This is a genomic window from Edaphobacillus lindanitolerans (genome assembly GCF_900156305.1).
GTDB lineage: Bacteria > Bacillota > Bacilli > Bacillales_A > Planococcaceae > Bhargavaea > Bhargavaea lindanitolerans.
On record NZ_FTPL01000001.1, the window covers coordinates 816,725 to 833,892 of the forward strand.

General features: G+C 55.2%; 15 protein-coding genes. 4 read left to right on the forward strand and 11 right to left on the reverse strand.

Annotated features, from left to right (window positions below; translation table 11 throughout):
• Positions 1-22: 22 nt before the first annotated feature.
• The 4 genes from nhaC to B0B07_RS03885 form a co-directional block, all read right to left on the reverse strand.
• Positions 23-1,453 (reverse strand): Na+/H+ antiporter NhaC, encoded by a 1,431-nt coding sequence (nhaC, locus tag B0B07_RS03870; RefSeq protein ID WP_076757031.1) that lies wholly within the window; start codon positions 1,451-1,453, stop codon positions 23-25.
• A gap of 119 nt (positions 1,454-1,572) precedes the next feature.
• Complete coding sequence (locus B0B07_RS03875) at positions 1,573-2,481, reverse strand: proline racemase family protein (RefSeq protein WP_076757032.1); 909 nt, start codon at positions 2,479-2,481, stop codon at positions 1,573-1,575.
• Complete coding sequence (locus B0B07_RS03880) at positions 2,482-3,537, reverse strand: proline racemase family protein (RefSeq protein WP_076757033.1); 1,056 nt, start codon at positions 3,535-3,537, stop codon at positions 2,482-2,484.
• On the reverse strand, positions 3,538-4,719 hold the full coding sequence (locus B0B07_RS03885; protein ID WP_076757034.1) for an NAD(P)/FAD-dependent oxidoreductase: 1,182 nt from the start codon (positions 4,717-4,719) through the stop codon (positions 3,538-3,540).
• Between the two features lie 162 nt (positions 4,720-4,881).
• Here B0B07_RS03885 and B0B07_RS03890 point away from each other — a divergent pair, with 162 nt between their 5' ends.
• The 4 genes from B0B07_RS03890 (at position 4,882) to B0B07_RS03905 (ending at position 8,414) form a co-directional block, all read left to right on the forward strand.
• Complete coding sequence (locus B0B07_RS03890; RefSeq protein WP_084186531.1) at positions 4,882-6,489, forward strand: sigma-54 interaction domain-containing protein; 1,608 nt, start codon at positions 4,882-4,884, stop codon at positions 6,487-6,489.
• A 66-nt stretch (positions 6,490-6,555) separates the two neighbouring features.
• Entirely contained in the window at positions 6,556-6,828 is a 273-nt protein-coding gene (locus B0B07_RS03895; protein ID WP_076757035.1) for a (2Fe-2S)-binding protein, read from the forward strand.
• The gene (locus B0B07_RS03900) at positions 6,821-7,159 is read left to right on the forward strand and encodes a (2Fe-2S)-binding protein (RefSeq protein ID WP_076757036.1); all 339 of its coding nucleotides are present in this window, start codon (positions 6,821-6,823) and stop codon (positions 7,157-7,159) included. The genes B0B07_RS03895 and B0B07_RS03900 overlap by 8 nt, the downstream gene beginning before the upstream one ends.
• Positions 7,152-8,414, forward strand: a complete 1,263-nt coding sequence (locus B0B07_RS03905; protein WP_076757037.1) for an NAD(P)/FAD-dependent oxidoreductase — start codon at positions 7,152-7,154, stop codon at positions 8,412-8,414. The genes B0B07_RS03900 and B0B07_RS03905 overlap by 8 nt, the downstream gene beginning before the upstream one ends.
• A 392-nt stretch (positions 8,415-8,806) precedes the next feature.
• Here B0B07_RS03905 and B0B07_RS03910 read toward each other — a convergent pair whose 3' ends face one another.
• The 7 genes from B0B07_RS03910 to B0B07_RS03940 form a co-directional block, all read right to left on the reverse strand.
• Entirely contained in the window at positions 8,807-9,904 is a 1,098-nt protein-coding gene (locus tag B0B07_RS03910; protein WP_076757038.1) for a M24 family metallopeptidase, read from the reverse strand.
• An 18-nt stretch (positions 9,905-9,922) separates the two neighbouring features.
• Complete coding sequence (locus tag B0B07_RS03915) at positions 9,923-10,267, reverse strand: DUF3899 domain-containing protein (RefSeq protein WP_076757039.1); 345 nt, start codon at positions 10,265-10,267, stop codon at positions 9,923-9,925.
• The gene (locus B0B07_RS15535; RefSeq protein WP_076757040.1) at positions 10,264-12,261 is read right to left on the reverse strand and encodes an ABC transporter ATP-binding protein; all 1,998 of its coding nucleotides are present in this window, start codon (positions 12,259-12,261) and stop codon (positions 10,264-10,266) included. The genes B0B07_RS03915 and B0B07_RS15535 overlap by 4 nt, the downstream gene beginning before the upstream one ends.
• Before the next feature lie 11 nt (positions 12,262-12,272).
• Entirely contained in the window at positions 12,273-13,292 is a 1,020-nt protein-coding gene (gene opp3C, locus B0B07_RS03925; protein ID WP_407643857.1) for an oligopeptide ABC transporter permease, read from the reverse strand.
• The gene (gene opp3b, locus B0B07_RS03930) at positions 13,279-14,217 is read right to left on the reverse strand and encodes an oligopeptide ABC transporter permease (RefSeq protein ID WP_076757042.1); all 939 of its coding nucleotides are present in this window, start codon (positions 14,215-14,217) and stop codon (positions 13,279-13,281) included. Before opp3b ends, opp3C begins: the two co-directional genes overlap by 14 nt.
• Before the next feature lie 66 nt (positions 14,218-14,283).
• Complete coding sequence (locus tag B0B07_RS03935) at positions 14,284-15,948, reverse strand: peptide ABC transporter substrate-binding protein (RefSeq protein WP_076757043.1); 1,665 nt, start codon at positions 15,946-15,948, stop codon at positions 14,284-14,286.
• Positions 15,949-16,048: 100 nt separating this feature from the next.
• A complete protein-coding gene (locus B0B07_RS03940) occupies positions 16,049-17,059 on the reverse strand; it encodes a proline racemase family protein (protein WP_076757044.1) in 1,011 nt (336 codons plus the stop codon).
• Positions 17,060-17,168 lie beyond the last annotated feature (109 nt).

Below are 17,168 nucleotides of genomic sequence, written 5' to 3' on the forward strand. Positions count from 1 at the left end.
ATTCAGTTGGTTGAGATTTTATTTAAGAGACCGAAAGCTTTTTGCCCGAGCGGGTCCGTTTGACCGGTTCCGCGTCCGGGTCTGTATACCAGATGAACATATTGCGGTAGCCGTAAATGAGGCAGATGATGAGCGCCAGGAAGTTGAACCAGAGGAACGGCAGGTAACTCAATGTGGATACGCCGAGCGTCATCGCCATGAACACGCCGCCGTCCGACCACGGTACCATCGGGGTTGTCACCGTCCCGCCGGCTTCCGTGTTTCTGGACAGCACTCTGCGGTCGATGTGCAGCCGATCATAGCTGTCGGCCGTAATCTTGCTTCCCGTGATGACCGACACATAAGCGGCACCGCCGAAGAAGTTGCCGAAAAATGCGGAAAGGATCGTCGTCAGCGTCAGGTTTCCGCTGTTGTTCGCCCAGCGGAGGAGGTAGTTTCCGACCGCTTTCAGGACGCCGATTCTTTCCATCAGGCCGCCGACACCGAGCGCGAAGATGATCAGCACGATCACGTCGAGCATGAACACGATGCCGCCCCGGTTGAGCAGATTGTCGATGAACGGCACGCCGGATTGGATGGTGTTGCCGGCGTACAGGATGTTCACCGCATTGAGTGCGCTCACGCCCTGGAACAGGAAAGCCCAGAGAGAGCCGAGCAGCGCGCCGAACAAAATGACGGGAATCGCCGGCTTTTTCAGCGCCAGCAGCAAGATGACGACCGCCGCCGGAACAACCATATACCAGCCGATGTTGAAGTATTCCTTGAGCGCCGCCATCGTCTCCGTCGCGGAGCTCATGTCGCCGCTCCCCCGGTAGAAGAATCCGACGCCGAGGAACAGGAGCGCCGTGATGATCCACGCAGGCGTGCTCGCCGTCAGCATCGATTTGATGTGGTCGATCAGGTCCACTTTGGACAGGGACGCCGTCATGACGGTCGTGTCCGAGAGCGGCGACAGCTTATCGCCGACGTAGCAGCCCGAAATGACCGCACCCGCAACGAGCGGCACCGGGAAGCCGAAGCTCGCACCGATGCCCATCATCGCGATCCCGGCCGTCCCGGCAGAACCGAACGACGTGCCGGTCGCAACTGACGTGATCGTACAGATCAGGAATGCCGCGAACAGGAAGATGGCCGGATTGATGACCGTCAGCCCGTAGTAGATGATCGACGGAACGACCCCTCCCGCAATCCACGTCCCGATGAGTGCACCGACCGAGATGAGGATCAGAATGGACTCAAGCCCGTCATAAATCCCCCTCAGCAGGCCGTCCTGCATTTCCTTGTAGTTGTAGCCGATCTTCAGGCCGACCAGCATGATGAGCGCCCACGTCGTGAGCAGCGCCAGCTGGATCGAGATTTCAAACTTGACGATGAACATGAACATGATCACCGTGAATCCGATGAGTACAAACAACATTTCGCCGAGCGTCGGCAACCGCTTTTCGCTTTCCATCACATTCCTCCTTTTATTGGCCGTGTCTCCCCCATCCCCTTGCGACTCACTTCATATAGTGTTGATTTCCACTTCAGGCGGATGCTTTCCGCGGGCATGGCTCTATGCCCGTCTAATATTCACGCGATGACAAAGCCTTGTTCGAGCGGGTCTTCGCGGTCGAACACGAAGTCGTGTGTACCGGTGACAAACGGCTCGGCGGTCACCTTGCCGGCGAGACTTGCTTCGTCCGTAAGTTCCGCGGTGAGTGAGCTGCCGAAGATGCTTTCATTTTCCAGCTTCTGGGCGACCGTTCTTTTTGCCTGTTCTGCTAGGAGAGCCAGTGTGCTGTCAATGCCCGGCGAGCGCAAAATGTAGCCGTCCGGCTCGAAAGTCACCGAGCGCAGCCGGCCGTCGCCGAGCTTTTCTGCGACTATGACGGCGCTGAATGAAACCCCTTCATCTGTCAGTTCGCGTGCCTTTGAAGCCCCCCAGTCCGACAGGGCCGCGAGATGCTCCAACTTGATCGCCGGAATGTCCGCCGGCAGCGGGTAGATCAAATAATTCCGTTCCCCGTCGATGCAGACAGACGGCCGCTCCGGCTCACCCGACACTTCTGCCGAGCGGCTCACCGCCGTCACGGACATCACTTCGTCTCCCGACATATCCGCTTTCACGCGGTGGATCCCCGTCACGGTATCGACCGTGTACTCATCATTTTCCGTCCGGGCCAGATTGCCGGTTTCCAGCAGGGCGGCAAGTGCCGCCATGATCCCTTCATACTTGAATGCGCTTACCCGGTCATGGACGAAAAACAGCAATCTCGCGTCCGCGTCCGCCGATTCGGTGATGACGCAGCCGTGCATCCCCCGGTGGCCGCGCGGTTCATTGAGAAGCAGGTTCTTTTCCGTCCGGTATCCTTCGGCCAGTGCAGCTGCCTTTGTTTTCAGGTCTTTTCCGGCTGGAAGGATCGGCGACCGGGTGACGATGCGGTATGCCTCACCCGCCGTATGGGCGTCAATCGAGCTGTATAGTTTTGAAAACTCCATTTAGACTCCCTCCTTTGCAGCTGCCGGAGCCGCTTCTTCATGATCCATCGGCGGGATGAGCAGATAACCTTCCCGCAGCGGATCGCGTTCATTGTAATAAAACCGGTGCATCCCCATGATCCATGCGGAGCCGGACACTTCCGTCAGGACCGCCTCCTTGCCCCCAGCGTCCGTCGTGCCGAGCACTCGGGCGCGGAACAGGGTGCCGACGATGCTTTCATGTACGAACGGCTCATCCTGCCCGATCTCCCCCTGCGCGTAAAGTGTCGCCAGCTTGGCGGAGGTGCCCGTGCCGCACGGTGACCTGTCGATGCCGCCGGGCGGGACGACGACCGTGTTCTTCACATCCGCCTCCGGATGAACGGGATCCGTGTAAAATTCGATGTGCGTCAGGCCGCTGATGAACGGATACTGCGGATGCACGATTTCCTCCCGCTCATTGATCGCATTGCGGATCGTGATCGCTTTGTTGATGATTTCGGAAGCGTGTTCTTCCGTCAGCGTCAGCCCAAGCTTGCGGGCGTCGATGATCCCGTAGAAATTGCCGCCGTATGCAATGTCCGCTTCGACCCGCCCGATTCCGTCAACGTCGATTTCAATTGACTTCAGCAGGAAGGCGGGCACGTTTTCGAATGTCACTTCTTTCGCCTTCCCGTCCTCGACCCGCACACGTACGTCGACGAGTCCCGCCGGCGTGTCGACTTTAATATCCGTGAACGGCTCCTTCACTTCAATCAGACCGGCTTCGACGAGCGCTGTGCAGAACCCGATCGTGTCATGGCCGCACATCGGCAAATAGCCGCCCGTTTCAATATAAATGACCCCGACATCGGCATCCGGATGGCACGGATCCGTCATGAGCGCACCCGACATGACGCCGTGCCCCCTCGGCTCGTTCATGAGGAACTTCCGGATCCAGTCGTATCGGTTCTGCATGTCCAGCATCTTCTCGGACATCGTGTTTCCGTCGAGCGGCGGCAGTCCGCTGATGACGGTCCGTGTCGGATTCCCGCCGGTATGCGTGTCAATCGTCTGGAACACCCGCTGGCACTTCATTTAAACCCCCACCTTTTCCTTGAACCGGCTCAGGCGGACAGAATCCGTCGGGATGCATGTCTCCTTGCCGTTCAGCATTTCTTCCACCACTTTTCCGGTCACCGCCGCAAGGCTGATACCGTCCCCCTCATGTCCTGCCGCGATATAGAAGCCCGGTATCCCCTCGACTTCCGAGATGATCGGCAGATGGTCTTCCGTCCACGGCCGCAGGCCCGCGTATGTCCGGATGACCGTCATATCGGCGATTTTTGGATAGAATCTCACCGCCCGCTTCGCAATGTAGCGGGTCACTTCATGATTCACTTTCGTATTGAATCCGGCGAACTGGCGGCTGCTTCCGATGAGGAAGTTTTGGCTTTCCGTCGGCTCGAACACGAGCGCCACGCCGTATTTTTCGGTCATCTCGTCCACGACCCGCTCCCCGCCAAACTTAGAGATCAAGTAGCCGAACTCCATGACTTTCCGGAGGCCGACCATTTCCTGGCGCGACGCAACGATGAGCTGCCCTTTCCTCGGATAGATCGGCACGTTGACGCCGAGCATCGATCCGATCCGCGGGGCCCAGACACCGCCGGCATTGACGACTCGATTGGCGGTGAATGTCTCGCCGTTTGTCTCGATGGTGAACGTCCCGTCCGGATTTCTCCGGAGGTTCGTCACTTCGGTGTTTGTATGAATGCGCGCGCCCTGCTTCTTGGCGGAATGAAACATCGAAAACGTCAACATGTACGGATTGACCGTTGAATCCGTCTTGCATTCCAGTCCGCCGTACAGATCGTCCGCAAAAAACTTGGATTCATTGCGCAGGTCTTCCCGGTCGAGCATTTTAAAGTCGAGCCCTGCTGCAAGCTGGCGGTCGACCCACTGCTGGGCCGCTTCCATTTCCGCGTCGTTCTCGCAGACGAGAATGCTGCCGGGATTGCGGTATTCAAACGACATCTCGAGTTCACTGCTCAGCTCATGGACAAGCTGCTGGCTCACGAGCGACATCTGGCTGTCAAAGCCCGGGTCTTTGTCGATGGCGAGAATATTGCCGTCGCACCGTGAAGACGTGCCGCTCGCAAGCGACCCTTTCTCGAGAACGGTAATATCGAGTCCTGATTTTGACCCGTAGTATGCAATGGCGGCGCCCATGATTCCGCCGCCGATCACGACAACATCACGATTGATTTGGGATGACATGACGTTCCCCCTTCTTGGATTCCTTGCCTGCCCTATTAACTATGCAAGAGGCATGCCAACCCGGAATGTTCCTTTAATTTAAATATTCTATTGATTCCAGCGCCGGCTCCTGTAAAATATATTGGACAGTGACTAACAAATTTGACAGGAGGAGCCGTCCAGATGATTAAACAGCCGCTTGAAATCGACCCGTTCATGAGCCCTACCGTCCCGGAAGAAGAAACTCTCGGGACGTCCGTGCTTTCCGTCCGAATCGGCCGGCCGCTTGAGGAAGCCTTCGCACTGCTCGGAGATTACCCATACCTGCTCGTCGAAGATGAAGACGGGAATAAAATCGGCCATCTCAGTTACGAGACCATCGCCCTGACGATGCTGGAAGCGTTCAAGCGGAAGTGCGCTTATTTGAACACGATCCTCGGAACGATCAATGAATCATGCACCGTCATCGACGAGGAGGCCCGGGTCGTCCACTGGACACGCGGTGCGGAGGACATCTTCTCGGTGAAGGATGAGGACATACTCGGCAGGCCGATCACGGACTTCTTCCGTTCCGATCAGCTGGAAATCCTGAAATCGCTCCAGGACGGCTCCTCCGTCCTTCATCAGCAGCACCATGCGCGGGAAGACCTCGTCGTGCTCATCAACTCAAACCCTGTTCTCCTCGACGGGGAAATCGTCGGGGCGGTCGTCGCGGAAACCGACATCACCAGCCAGATCCGCCTGAACAATGAACTGCACAGCACATCCGAAAAGCTGTTCAGGCTGGAGGAACAGATCCGGAAAACGTCTTCTTCTGCCGATCCGTTCTCTTATATAAAAGGGAACAGCCGGGAACTCAAGCGGACAATCGATCTGACGACGAAGGCCGCCCGCACAATGGCCAGCATCCTGATCAACGGGGAAAGCGGCACCGGGAAAGAGCTGTTCGCCAAAGCCGTCCATCACTTGAGGGAAAACGGCGATGCCCCGTTCATCGCGATCAACTGCGGCGCCATTTCCGAGAGCCTGTTCGAAAGCGAAATCTTCGGCTATGAAAAGGGGGCCTTTTCCGGCGCCGACGCAAAAGGCAAAAAAGGAAAAGTCGAGCTCGCAAAGGGCGGGACTTTATTTCTCGATGAAATCGGCGAGATGCCGCTCGAGATGCAAGTGAAGTTCCTCCGTCTTCTTCAGGAAAAGAGGTTTTTCCGTGTCGGGGGAACGAAGGAAATCGAAGTGGACTTCCGTGTGGTCGCTGCGACGAACCGCAACCTGAAAGAACTTGTGGATGAAGGGAAATTCCGCGAAGACCTGTACTACCGGCTCAACGTCGTGAACATCAAAATCCCGCCGCTCCGCGACCGGATCGAAGACATTCTGGAACTCTCGCATTACTTCCTCTATGAGTTTTCGGTCAAGTACAACCGCCCGATCCACGGCGTATCCCAGGAAGTGATGCAGTCTCTGCTGAAGCATGACTGGCCGGGCAACATCCGGGAACTGCGCAACGTGATCGAACGGCTTGTCATTTTCTCGGACAACGGCGAAATCAAAGCCGATGACCTGCCGGCCGAAATCGAACGGATCACCGAGCCGGCTGTCCGGGAAAAAGCGGAATTGCCCGCCAAAAACGGCAGCGGAACCCTCGCCGAGCAGCTACAGGAGTACGAGCGTGCCGTCCTCGTGCGTGAATTGGAAAACGCCGGCGGCAACAAACAGCTGTGCGCCTCGAACCTCGGCATCACCCGCGCCACCCTTTACAACCGGATGAACAAACTCGGCATCACCCTGTGACGGTTGGCATGAAACTTGCAATGATTCAGGGAGAGCAAAAAGTCTGGGACCAGGGGGGATCTTGAAATGACCGACAAGGACATGATCATATGCAGATGCGAAGAAGTGACATACGGAGAACTGGTGGAGACCGCCAATGAATACGGGTGCAACGCACGCGAACTGAAGCTCCGCACCCGCGCGGGAATGGGATACTGCGGCGGAAGGACATGCCGGAATATGGTGGACGCCGTCGCCTGCACCGTAACCGAACGGGATTCCAAGCAAGTCACGCTGAAGTATCAGCCGCCGGTGCGTCCGGTTCATTTTGGTGATCTGGGGGCGATCGGCCATGACTGAACGAATTCTGGATCATTCGGTTCTCGGCAAGCTGGACACTTCGCCGAAAGTGAGTTTCCTCTTCAATGGGAAGGAATATGAAGGCATCGAAAATGAACCGATCGCGGCAGCGCTTCTGGCCAACGGCGTGCGGACGCTTCGCCGGCACGAGGAAAGCGGCAGCCCGCGCGGCATTTATTGCAACATCGGGCACTGCTTCGAATGCCGGGTGACGGTGGACGGCGTGCAGGGCATGCGGGCGTGCCTCACCCCGGTCAAAGACGGCATGGTCGTCACGGGCGGCGGACAGCTGGACGCACCGGTGCGGGATTGGAGGAAAAACAATGGCTGACCTGATCATCATCGGAAGCGGTCCTGCGGGACTTTCTGCCGGCATCACCGCGGCGGAATGCGGGCTGTCCGTTCTCATCCTCGACGAATACCTGAAGCCAGGCGGCCGTCTGCTCGGCCAGCTCTATGAAGAACCCGGCGGAAAATGGTGGAACGGCATCGAGGAAACGAGGAAGCTCGAAAAACGGGCGGCTGCGCTAGACCTTGACATCCGGCTCGGCACCGCCGTTTCCAACATCGAAAAAGAAGACGGGCTCTGGCATGTGTACACGGACCGCGAAACATTCACGGCGCCGTCCCTCCTGCTCGCGACGGGTGCGGCCGAATCGCCGGTCGCCATCCCGGGCTGGACGCTGCCCGGCGTCATGAGCGTCGGCGCCGCACAGGTCATGACGAACGTGCACCGGGTGAAGCCGGGCAGCCGCGGTGTCATCATCGGTGTGAGCGTGTTGTCTTCGGCGATCGCCATGGAGCTGAACATCGCCGGCATCGACGTCGCCGCCATCGCCCTGCCGAAGATGAACGAAGTGAACAAAGACGGTGCGAATCCTGCTGGCGTCATGGATTCCTTGCTTCATGTGTCCCACATGGCCCCGTCCAAATTCGTCCAGTTCGGCAGCAAGCTTATGCAGAACGACTTCATGAAGAAACTCGGCATCACGTTTTATCCGAAAGGCGGCGTGAAAATGTGGGGCATCCCGGTCATGCTCCGCAAAGCCGTCATCGAAATCTGCGGCACGGAACAGGTCGAGGGCGTCATCCTTGCCACTGTCACAACGAATGGCCAAGTAGTCCCGGGAAGCGAACAGCGCATCGACGCCGACTTCGTCTGCATTGCCGGCGGCCTGTACCCGCTCGCCGAACTGATCGGCCTCACCGGCTGCCCGTTCCACCACATCGACGAACTCGGCGGATACGTTCCGCTGCACAATGAACAAATGGAAACCCCGGTCGACGGCCTCTACGTCGCCGGCAACATCACCGGCATCGAAGGCGCCAAAGTCGCCATGAGCCAAGGCGTGGCCGCCGCCCTCTCGATCGCCCGCAACTTCGGCCGGCAGGGTCTCGACGACATTCTCCGGGAAGCCGTCGAATACGTTGGTGAGACGAGGCGGAAAGCCCACATCCAGTTCCACCCCGAAGTGGCGGAAGGCCGTCGGAAGATGCAGCAATACTGGGAAGAGTATGAAGCAGCGCAAGAGCGGATTGCGCCGGAGGAACCGGTTGTGGAAAAGGAAGTGCTGCAGGGCGTTTGATGGAGTGGATGGGTGGTTGAGTGGTGAAGGTGATGGAGCCTTGCTTCCTTTGGAAGCAGGGCTTCTTTGGTGGGGATTGGGGGGAGAGGGATGGAGGGATGGAGTGAGTGAGCGCGTTGGACGACCGAGTGGAATCGTAGAGCGGCTGAGTGGAATCATACGCTTTCCTCCCCCCTCTTCTCTCAGGGTGAGTGGGCGTGGTAACCCGTTGAGTAGAATCGCCGGCACCCGCCGCCCCCTCTCTATGGGGATTCGGAATTCGTGGGCGAGTGAGCGCATAGGGGCACCGAGTGAGCGCGTAGGCCCGCCGAGTGGAATCATAGGCACCCGCTGCCCCTCCCTCAAACCGAAAAGGGACCATCCGGATCTTCTCCGGATGGTCCCTTCTTCTTTTATTTCCCGGCCGGTGACCCTTCCAGGATCACCAACTCTTTCGTTGACGGCGTGAGCACTTCACAGCCGTCTTCGGTGATGAGAAGCACGTCTTCCACACGTGCTCCGCCGACGCCCGGCAGATAAATGCCGGGTTCGATCGTGATCACCATGCCCGGCTGGAGGACTTTTTCCGTGTCCACCGAGAACAGCGGCTTTTCGTGGACTTCCAGGCCGATGCCATGGCCGGTGCCGGTTCCAGAGCGTTCGTTGTATCCGCTTTCGATTAGAACCTCCCGCATTTTCGCGTCAACTTCCGTGTCGGTCATGCCCGGCTTGATCTGGCTACGGCAGTTCATGAATGACCGCAGCACGACGTCCTGGATTTCCAGCATTTTCTCGTCCGGTTGTCCGACCGCCACCACCCGTGAAATATCCGACCAATAGCATTCGTAATTCGCCCCGAAGTCGATCGTGATCATGTCGCCATCCTCGATCACCTTGTCGCTCGCCCGGCCATGCGGCATTGACGAACGGACACCGGACGCGACAATCGGATAAAATCCGACCGAATGTCCGCCGTGTTCCTTGATGAACCGGACGAGCTCATCCGCCACGTCCGTCTCTTTCTGCCCGGGACGGATGAATCCGAGAATATGCTCGAACGCCTCATCCGTGATCTTGGAGGCAACACGGAGCTTCTCGATCTCCTCCGGCGTCTTGATCATCCTGATATTTTCAATCAAGTCATACGTCGGAACGAGTTCTGCCCCAGTCTGGCCTTTGAGCCGATCGAAGTTTCCGACGCTCACGTGCTGTTGCTCGAACCCGACGCGCTTCAGTCCGTGCCTTTCAATCTCACGCGCCACTTCATCATAAATCTTCTGCTTGTGCCCAGTATGCTCGGCGTGAAGCACGACCTCGAGTCCCGTCTGCTGGCCAGCCTGCTCGAAATACCGGTAATCCGTAATGAATTCCGCCTTGTCGCGGGTTATCAGAACGACGCCGTTGCTGCCCGTAAAGCCCGACACATACCGCCGGTTCCATTCCCCCGTAATAATCATTCCATCCAGCCCAAGCCGGTCCATTTCCGTACGGATTGTTTCGTAGTGACTCATTTCCCCATCTCCTTTGATTTAATATAGATAAAATCCGTTGACGGCCGTTCCGCAGATCAACAAACTCCCCAAAACAACTGCGAGCCTGAATGCATCGCTCTTCTTCGCCGGTTCGTCCGCTTCCTCCCCGTCCGTCATCCCGGACACATAGGCTTCCACCTTTGACGATTGGCGACGGAATGATTTGAACGCGCGGATAAATCCGTCAAACACGCCTGACCGGACGACCTGCACGGCGCCTCCCACCCAAAACAGGCCGGCTCCGAACAAGAATAGCGGATCCGCAAGTTTCCCTCCCGAGACAACGTCTGCTGCCAGGAGCAGCACGGCAAGAACAAAACACATGAGCAGCAAGCGCTTCATACCAATTCCCCCTCCGTCAACACGCGGTCACCGGCCAGGTTTCCGGCAGCATGGCGGGACGCCTCTTCCTCTGAACAAAGAAGCCAATGGCCCGGTGTTACTTCGCGGAACCGATCTTCTTCCGAGTGCACGAACTCCGCCTTCTCCATCCGCTCTCTTGACCGGGTGGCATGGGGATCGGCAACCGGGATGGCCGACAGGAGCGACCGGGTATAAGGGTGCAGCGGGTTTTCGTACAGTTCGTCGCTATCCGCCACCTCCACGAGACGGCCCTTGTACATGACACCGACCCGGTCGCTGATATAGCGGACCATCGACAAATCGTGTGCGATGAAAATATAGGTGAGTCCTTTTTCCTTCTGCAGCTTTTTCAGCAAGTTCACGACCTGTGCCTGGATTGACACATCCAGCGCCGAGATCGGTTCATCGGCGATGATTAAATCCGGCTCCACGGCCAATGCCCTGGCGATGCCGATCCGCTGGCGCTGCCCGCCGCTGAATTCGTGCGGATAGCGGTTGGCGTGCTCTTTCGCCAAACCGACCGTTTCCAGCAGTTGATGCACTTTTTCCATTCGCTTCCTTCGGTCGGTATAGAGCCGGTGGATATCCATTCCTTCGGCGATGATGTCGGCGACCGTCCAGCGCGGATTGAGGGAAGAATAAGGATCCTGGAAGACCATCTGGATTTTCTTCTTCAACTCCGACTGCTTCATGGAGCGCACGTCTTCTCCCATATACCGGACCTCTCCCCCGTACCGGGGATTAAGTCCGATGATCGTCCGGCCGGTGGTTGACTTTCCGCAGCCCGATTCCCCGACAAGCCCGAATGTTTCTCCCTTGAACACATCCAGGGAAATGCCGTCCACCGCCTTCACGGTGTGCTTTTTGTTGATTTGGAAATGCTGCTTCAAATCACGGATTTCAAGAAGCTTTTCCGTCCGGTCCAGAGCCGGGACTTCCTCAGCTGATGCATGAAGCTCCTCTTTGATCTTCATCTGTTCAATCCGTAGGGCAACCTTTTTGGCCTTATCATGCAGCAGCCATGTCGCCGCGAAGTGGGTATCGCTCACCTTGAACATCGGCGGGGCCTGCTCGAAGTCAATCTTCAACGCATGTTCATTGCGCTCCGCAAAGGCGTCTCCTTTGGGCGGATAGAGGAGGTTCGGCGGCGAGCCCGGAATCGTCTTTAATTCATCGCTGCCGAGTTTCAGATCCGGCATCGCCTCAAGAAGCCCTTTCGTATACGGGTGCTGAGGATTGTAAAACACTTCGTCCGTCTTGCCGATCTCCACTATTTTCCCCGCATACATGACCGCCACCCGGTCTGCAACTTCCGCCACAACGCCGAGATCATGCGTGATGAAAAGAAACGAAGTACCGGTCCGGTCGCGCAAATCTTTGATCAGATCCAGAATCTGAGCCTGGACCGAAACATCAAGTGCGGTCGTCGGCTCATCCGCAATCACGATTTCCGGGTTGCAGGCAAGGGCCATCGCGATGACCACACGCTGCTGCATGCCTCCTGAAAATTGGTGTGGATAAAGGCCCGCCCTCTCGTGCGCGTCCGGAATTCCGACCAGTTCCATGAGCTCAAGCATTTTCGCCTCCGCCTCTTTGCGGGACACCTTCTGATGAGTCAGAATCCCTTCCATGATCTGCTTTTTCACGGGCATCGTCGGATTCAGCGAAGTCATCGGATCCTGAAAGATGATGGAGATTTCCGCTCCGCGGAGTGACCGCATGCGCTTCTTGCTGAACTTGGTGATGTCTTCGCCTTTATAAATAATACTGCCGGCCTTTACGCGCCCGGCGGGTTTTGGCACGAGCCCTGCCAGGCTCTTTGACATGACCGACTTGCCGGATCCGGACTCACCGACGACCGCGAGGATTTCACCGCGCCGGAGGTCGAATTCCACCCCACGGACCGCCTGAACTTCTCCGGCATCCGTATCAAATGAAACGTTCAAGTTGTTCACTGAAAGAATGGTTTCCATCGTCCTCCTCCTTATTTGCGCATTTTCGGATCCAGCGAATCCCGCAGCCCGTCCCCTAGCAGATTGAAGCTCACCATGATCAGGCTGATGATGATCGACGAGAACATGAGCAGATGCGGATAGATCTTCATCATCTTGAAGCCGTCATTGACGAGCGTTCCGAGTGAAGCAATCGGCGGCTGAAGGCCGAGTCCGATAAAGCTGAGGAACGCTTCCGTAAAGATGGCACTCGGAATCGTGAACATGGTTGTGATGATGATCGGTCCGAGCGTATTCGGAATCAGATGGCCGCCCATGAGCCTGCCATCACCCGCTCCGAGCGTCCGGGAAGCCAGCACGAATTCCTGATTTTTCAGCTTCAGCACTTGCCCCCTGACGATCCGGGCCATGTTGACCCAGCCGGTGATCACCATGGCGAGCGTGATCGAAACGATTCCCGGCTGCAACACAAGAATCAGCAGGATCACGATAATGAGACTCGGAATTCCGATCAGCACTTCAATGATCCGCTGCATCACATTGTCCACCCGGCCGCCGTAATAAGCCGAGATGCTGCCATAGGCGACGCCGATCACCAGATCCAGTGCCGCGGCAAGAAACGCAATATATAGCGAAATCCTCGTTCCTTCCCAGATCCTTGTCCAGATATCCCGCCCGAGACTGTCCGTCCCGAACCAGTAATACCCCTCGACGCCTTTCGCTTCATACTGATCAACGCCACGGATGTCCGCCCCACTCATGCCGAGCCAGGAGATTTTCTCGAGTCCTGGAACCTTCGGAGGCAGGTTGGCATGCTCCAGATTCTGATCATCAAAACCGTGCGAGTTCATGTAAGGGCCTGCCACTGCCAGGAACAGGATGAGCCCGATCATGATCAGCCCGGCGAATGCCCCTTTGTTTTTCCGCAACCGTCCCCAGGAATCCTTCCAATATGAGGTGGTAGGAACGGATGCCCGTACCTGCTTTTTGCGGCCTTCCTCTCCCGACAGTTCAAATAAACCATCATGCAATTCTGCTTCATCCATTCGCACGGCTTCCACCTCCTGTCAGACGGATTCTCGGGTCGATGAGGACATACAATATATCTACAACAAACACGATGAGGATAAAGAAAAAGCTGTAGAACAGCGTGACGCCCATGATCACCGGATAGTCGTTGGTCAGAATGGACTTGACGAACTGTTCTCCGAGTCCCGGGATGCTGAAGATCTGTTCGACGACAAGCGTCCCGGTCATCAGTGAAACCGCAAGCGGGCCCAGGATCGTCACGATCGGAATCATCGCGTTGCGGAGCGCATGGCGGATGATCAGAAGTGACTCGCGAATTCCTTTTGCCCGGGCGGTCACGATGTAATCATGGCCGAGCACATCGAGCATTTCATTCCTCATGAAGCGGGCAATTGTCGCCACGACAAATGCGGCCAGCGCAATAGTCGGCAGAATGGAGTATTCAAACCCTTCCCAGAATGCGACCGGCAGCCACTGGAGGCGGACGCCGACCCAGTATTGAAGTAATCCGGCAAACACAAAGTTCGGTATCGACAGCCCGAGAACCGCAATGATCATGGAGCCGTAATCGAGAAACGTGTTATGCTTCAATGCCGCGACGATGCCGAGCAATAAGCCCAGCACCGTCCCAGCGATCAACGACTGGGCACCGAGTACTGCTGACACACCTATCCGTTCACCAATGATGCTCGTCACCGACCGGCCGTCAAACTGGAAACTGACGCCGAGATCGCCGGCGAGTAGATTGCCGAGATATTTAAAATACTGAACGGCAAGCGGCTCGTCCAATCCATACCGTTTGGCCATCATGGCCTTTTGCGCGGCCGACAGCCGCTCATCATTGAATGGTGATCCCGGAAGCGTATGCATCAGAAAGAAGGTGAAGGTTGCGATCAACAGAAACGTAAACAACATGTATCCGAATCTGCTGAAAATGTATTTCTTCATATTCTCTCACCCTCCCGTCTGTATGGTTAGGTTTATTTTGATTAGTACGAGCTGGGCGGTACTGAATTACTTTTCAATTGTCGTCCATTTGTAGGTGAACGTGGAGTTTCCATGCGCTGTCAAGCCTTTTACATACGGCTTGATCAGACGGGCGGAGCCTGCCTGGTATAGAGGAGAAATGGCGGCTTCTTCCCCGATTAGAATGTTCTCCGCTTCCTGAAGCTCTTTGTAGCGCCCCATTTCATCGGTGAAGTCCGTCTGTGCCTTCTTCAAAATTTCGTCATAACGATCATCTTTAAAGTCCTGCCAGTTGTAGGCACCATCCGACTGGAAAACAGTGAGGAATTCCACCGGATCAGCAACATCATTACGCCAGCCGGAATAGCTCAAGTCATAGTCCTGATTAGCCTCCAATTCCAGCTTCTGTTTGTTTGGCTGCTGATTGATCTTGATGGTCAGGCCTGGCAGGTTCTTCTCCAGCTGATTCTTCATGAATTCCGCAACCGACTTGCGCTGCTCATCATCGTAGCTGAGCATCTCGAACGTCAACTTCTGAACCCCTAGCTCATTCAGCCCTTTTTGCCAAAGCTTCTGCGCCTCTTCTACCGTGCCTTTGTTCAAATCACCGTTAGCATCCCGGAAGTCCGCCCCATCAGGCAATTCCACAAACCCCGGAAAGACAAGGAAGTATGCGGGAATGGAACCGTTTTTCAGAATGGATTTGGAAGCTTGTTCCTTGTCCCATGCCATATCGATTGCCTTGCGGATATTCACATTTTTCAGCTCATCTTTTTTCTGGTTCATTCTCAGGAAATACACCTCTGATTTCAGCGAGGTGTTATACTCATCACTGTCCTCGTAAACATCGATAAATTCAGATGAAAGATTAGCGACATCAATGTCTCCAGTTTCGTATAGATTGACTTCGGTCGCCGTGTCTTTGGTTACTCGGAATTCAATCTTATCCAAGCTCACATTCTTTTCGTCCCAGTAATCTTCATTCTTCTCCAATGTCCATTTGGAATCATGTTCCCACTCGGTTAACTCAAAGGGTCCATTGTAAATCAAGTTGTCAACTTCAAGTGCATACTTGTCTCCTTGCTCTTCAACAAATTTCTCTTGTTGAGGATAGAAGACCGGATTGGTCAGCAACTCTGTAAAATATGGAACTGCATTCTCAAGCTGGACTTCTAGCGTAAGATCGTCGAGCGCTTGAACGCCCAATTCTTCAACCTTTCCATATGACGGAGAATCGGGATCTTGGATCTCATTGGCACCTTTGATCGGTCCATAAAGATAGGCCTGTGGTGCAATGGTGTCGGGATGTAGAGACTTCTTCCAGGCATAAACGAAATCATTGGCTGTTGTGGGATCGCCATTGCTCCATTTAGCTTTCTCATTCAGCATAAATGTGTAAGTCAGACCGTCATCGCTAACTTTGTAATCGTCAATTACACCAGGAACAACCTGATCGTTCTGATCCAAGCGGAATAGCCCTTCAATAACGTTTTGTAAGATGGTTTGAGATAAGCCATCCATTGGACCGTTTGTTTTTAATGAAGGAATCTCACCACCTGCAGCAAGATACAGGACTTTTTTGTCATTGCTTTCCGCTCCGTCACCCGTCTTGACGCTGTCATCCTTTTCCGCTTCCCCGCCCCCATAACATCCCGCAAGGAACAGCATTCCTGCCAATAATGACGTACCGAATATCCGCTGATTCCATTTCATAAACGTTCCCTCCCCATGCTGTTTAGTTTTTTTGACACTTAACTTTAGTCGTGTATATTAAATTTTACATTCATAATTCATGGAAATTGACCTTCTTCCTCTACACTTCCTCCAGCAAAAACCCTTCCAGCAACTCGTCATCCGGGTCCAATAAAAACTTGTGAATGCCTGTCAGATAACCGTTTCCGGTGACTTCAGGAATCACCCCATTTTTTTCGCCGACGGTAGTAAGGGCCAGTATCGCTCCCTTGAACTGGCCGTCCGTAATGCTCTCGTGTACAAAGCTTTCACCTTCCTTAAGCTGTCCGTGCGAATGGAGGCTGGCGAGACGTGCGCAAGTTCCGGTTCCACACGGAGAACGGTCAATCTGCTCGTCTGCAAATACGGTTACATTTCGCAGGGTGGATGTTGTTTTCTTCGGCTGGTCAGAGTAGATCACACCGTAGATGCCCTTCAGCCCAGGCTCGAGTGGATGCACGACATCGACTGTACGCTCGGCTTCCTTCTTAATCTTTGTCGCCCATTTCTGTAGCTCTGGAAGATCTGCATTTTCAACTGACAAGCCAAGCTGCGCGGAGTCGAGAATGACGTAGAACGCACCTCCGAAAGATATGTCTACATTCAACGAACGGCCATCAACTTCCAGCATAAGTTCCTTTTCAAGAACAAACGAGGGTACGTTCTCAAATGACACAGACCGCACATTTGTACTGTCAAACTCTGCACGCGCGACCACCCGTCCGGCAGGGCTATCGATGACGAACTTTCGACTTTTACTGATCATTTCAAAGCGTCCGGTCTCGATGCCCATCGTCACGACGCCAATGATGCCATGGCCACACATCGTACTCCAACCTTCGTTGTGCATGAACAGTACCCCAAAGTCCGAACCCTCTTCGGCCGGCGGGGTAATAATGCATCCATACATACCGTGATGTCCCCGCGGTTCCAACATGAGGGTTTTTCGGATGTTGTCGAGATGCTCGATGCAATACGCACGTCGTTCAAGCTGGGTATCTCCTTTAATATCCGGCAAGCCATCCGTAATGATCCTCAGTGGCTCCCCTGCCACATGGACATCCACCGTGGAAAACATCTTGTTGTTCTTCAAAACTTCCCCTCCCTCTTTGTTGTCTTAATGTCTTGCAATTATCTTGCCAACTTTCAGATAATTATTTATGACAAATAAAAAACAACCCGCACGGACGGGTTGCGCATGA

What these genes read in the sequence shown, in the direction of transcription:
- nhaC (WP_076757031.1), bottom strand. Translation starts at nt 1,453, where the DNA reads ATGGAAAGCGAAAAGCGGTTGCCGACGCTCGGCGAAATGTTGTTTGTA.
- B0B07_RS03875 (WP_076757032.1), bottom strand. Translation starts at nt 2,481, where the DNA reads ATGGAGTTTTCAAAACTATACAGCTCGATTGACGCCCATACGGCGGGT.
- B0B07_RS03880 (WP_076757033.1), bottom strand. Translation starts at nt 3,537, where the DNA reads ATGAAGTGCCAGCGGGTGTTCCAGACGATTGACACGCATACCGGCGGG.
- B0B07_RS03885 (WP_076757034.1), bottom strand. Translation starts at nt 4,719, where the DNA reads ATGTCATCCCAAATCAATCGTGATGTTGTCGTGATCGGCGGCGGAATC.
- B0B07_RS03890 (WP_084186531.1), top strand. Translation starts at nt 4,882, where the DNA reads ATGATTAAACAGCCGCTTGAAATCGACCCGTTCATGAGCCCTACCGTC.
- B0B07_RS03895 (WP_076757035.1), top strand. Translation starts at nt 6,556, where the DNA reads ATGACCGACAAGGACATGATCATATGCAGATGCGAAGAAGTGACATAC.
- B0B07_RS03900 (WP_076757036.1), top strand. Translation starts at nt 6,821, where the DNA reads ATGACTGAACGAATTCTGGATCATTCGGTTCTCGGCAAGCTGGACACT.
- B0B07_RS03905 (WP_076757037.1), top strand. Translation starts at nt 7,152, where the DNA reads ATGGCTGACCTGATCATCATCGGAAGCGGTCCTGCGGGACTTTCTGCC.
- B0B07_RS03910 (WP_076757038.1), bottom strand. Translation starts at nt 9,904, where the DNA reads ATGAGTCACTACGAAACAATCCGTACGGAAATGGACCGGCTTGGGCTG.
- B0B07_RS03915 (WP_076757039.1), bottom strand. Translation starts at nt 10,267, where the DNA reads ATGAAGCGCTTGCTGCTCATGTGTTTTGTTCTTGCCGTGCTGCTCCTG.
- B0B07_RS15535 (WP_076757040.1), bottom strand. Translation starts at nt 12,261, where the DNA reads ATGGAAACCATTCTTTCAGTGAACAACTTGAACGTTTCATTTGATACG.
- opp3b (WP_076757042.1), bottom strand. Translation starts at nt 14,217, where the DNA reads ATGAAGAAATACATTTTCAGCAGATTCGGATACATGTTGTTTACGTTT.
- B0B07_RS03935 (WP_076757043.1), bottom strand. Translation starts at nt 15,948, where the DNA reads ATGAAATGGAATCAGCGGATATTCGGTACGTCATTATTGGCAGGAATG.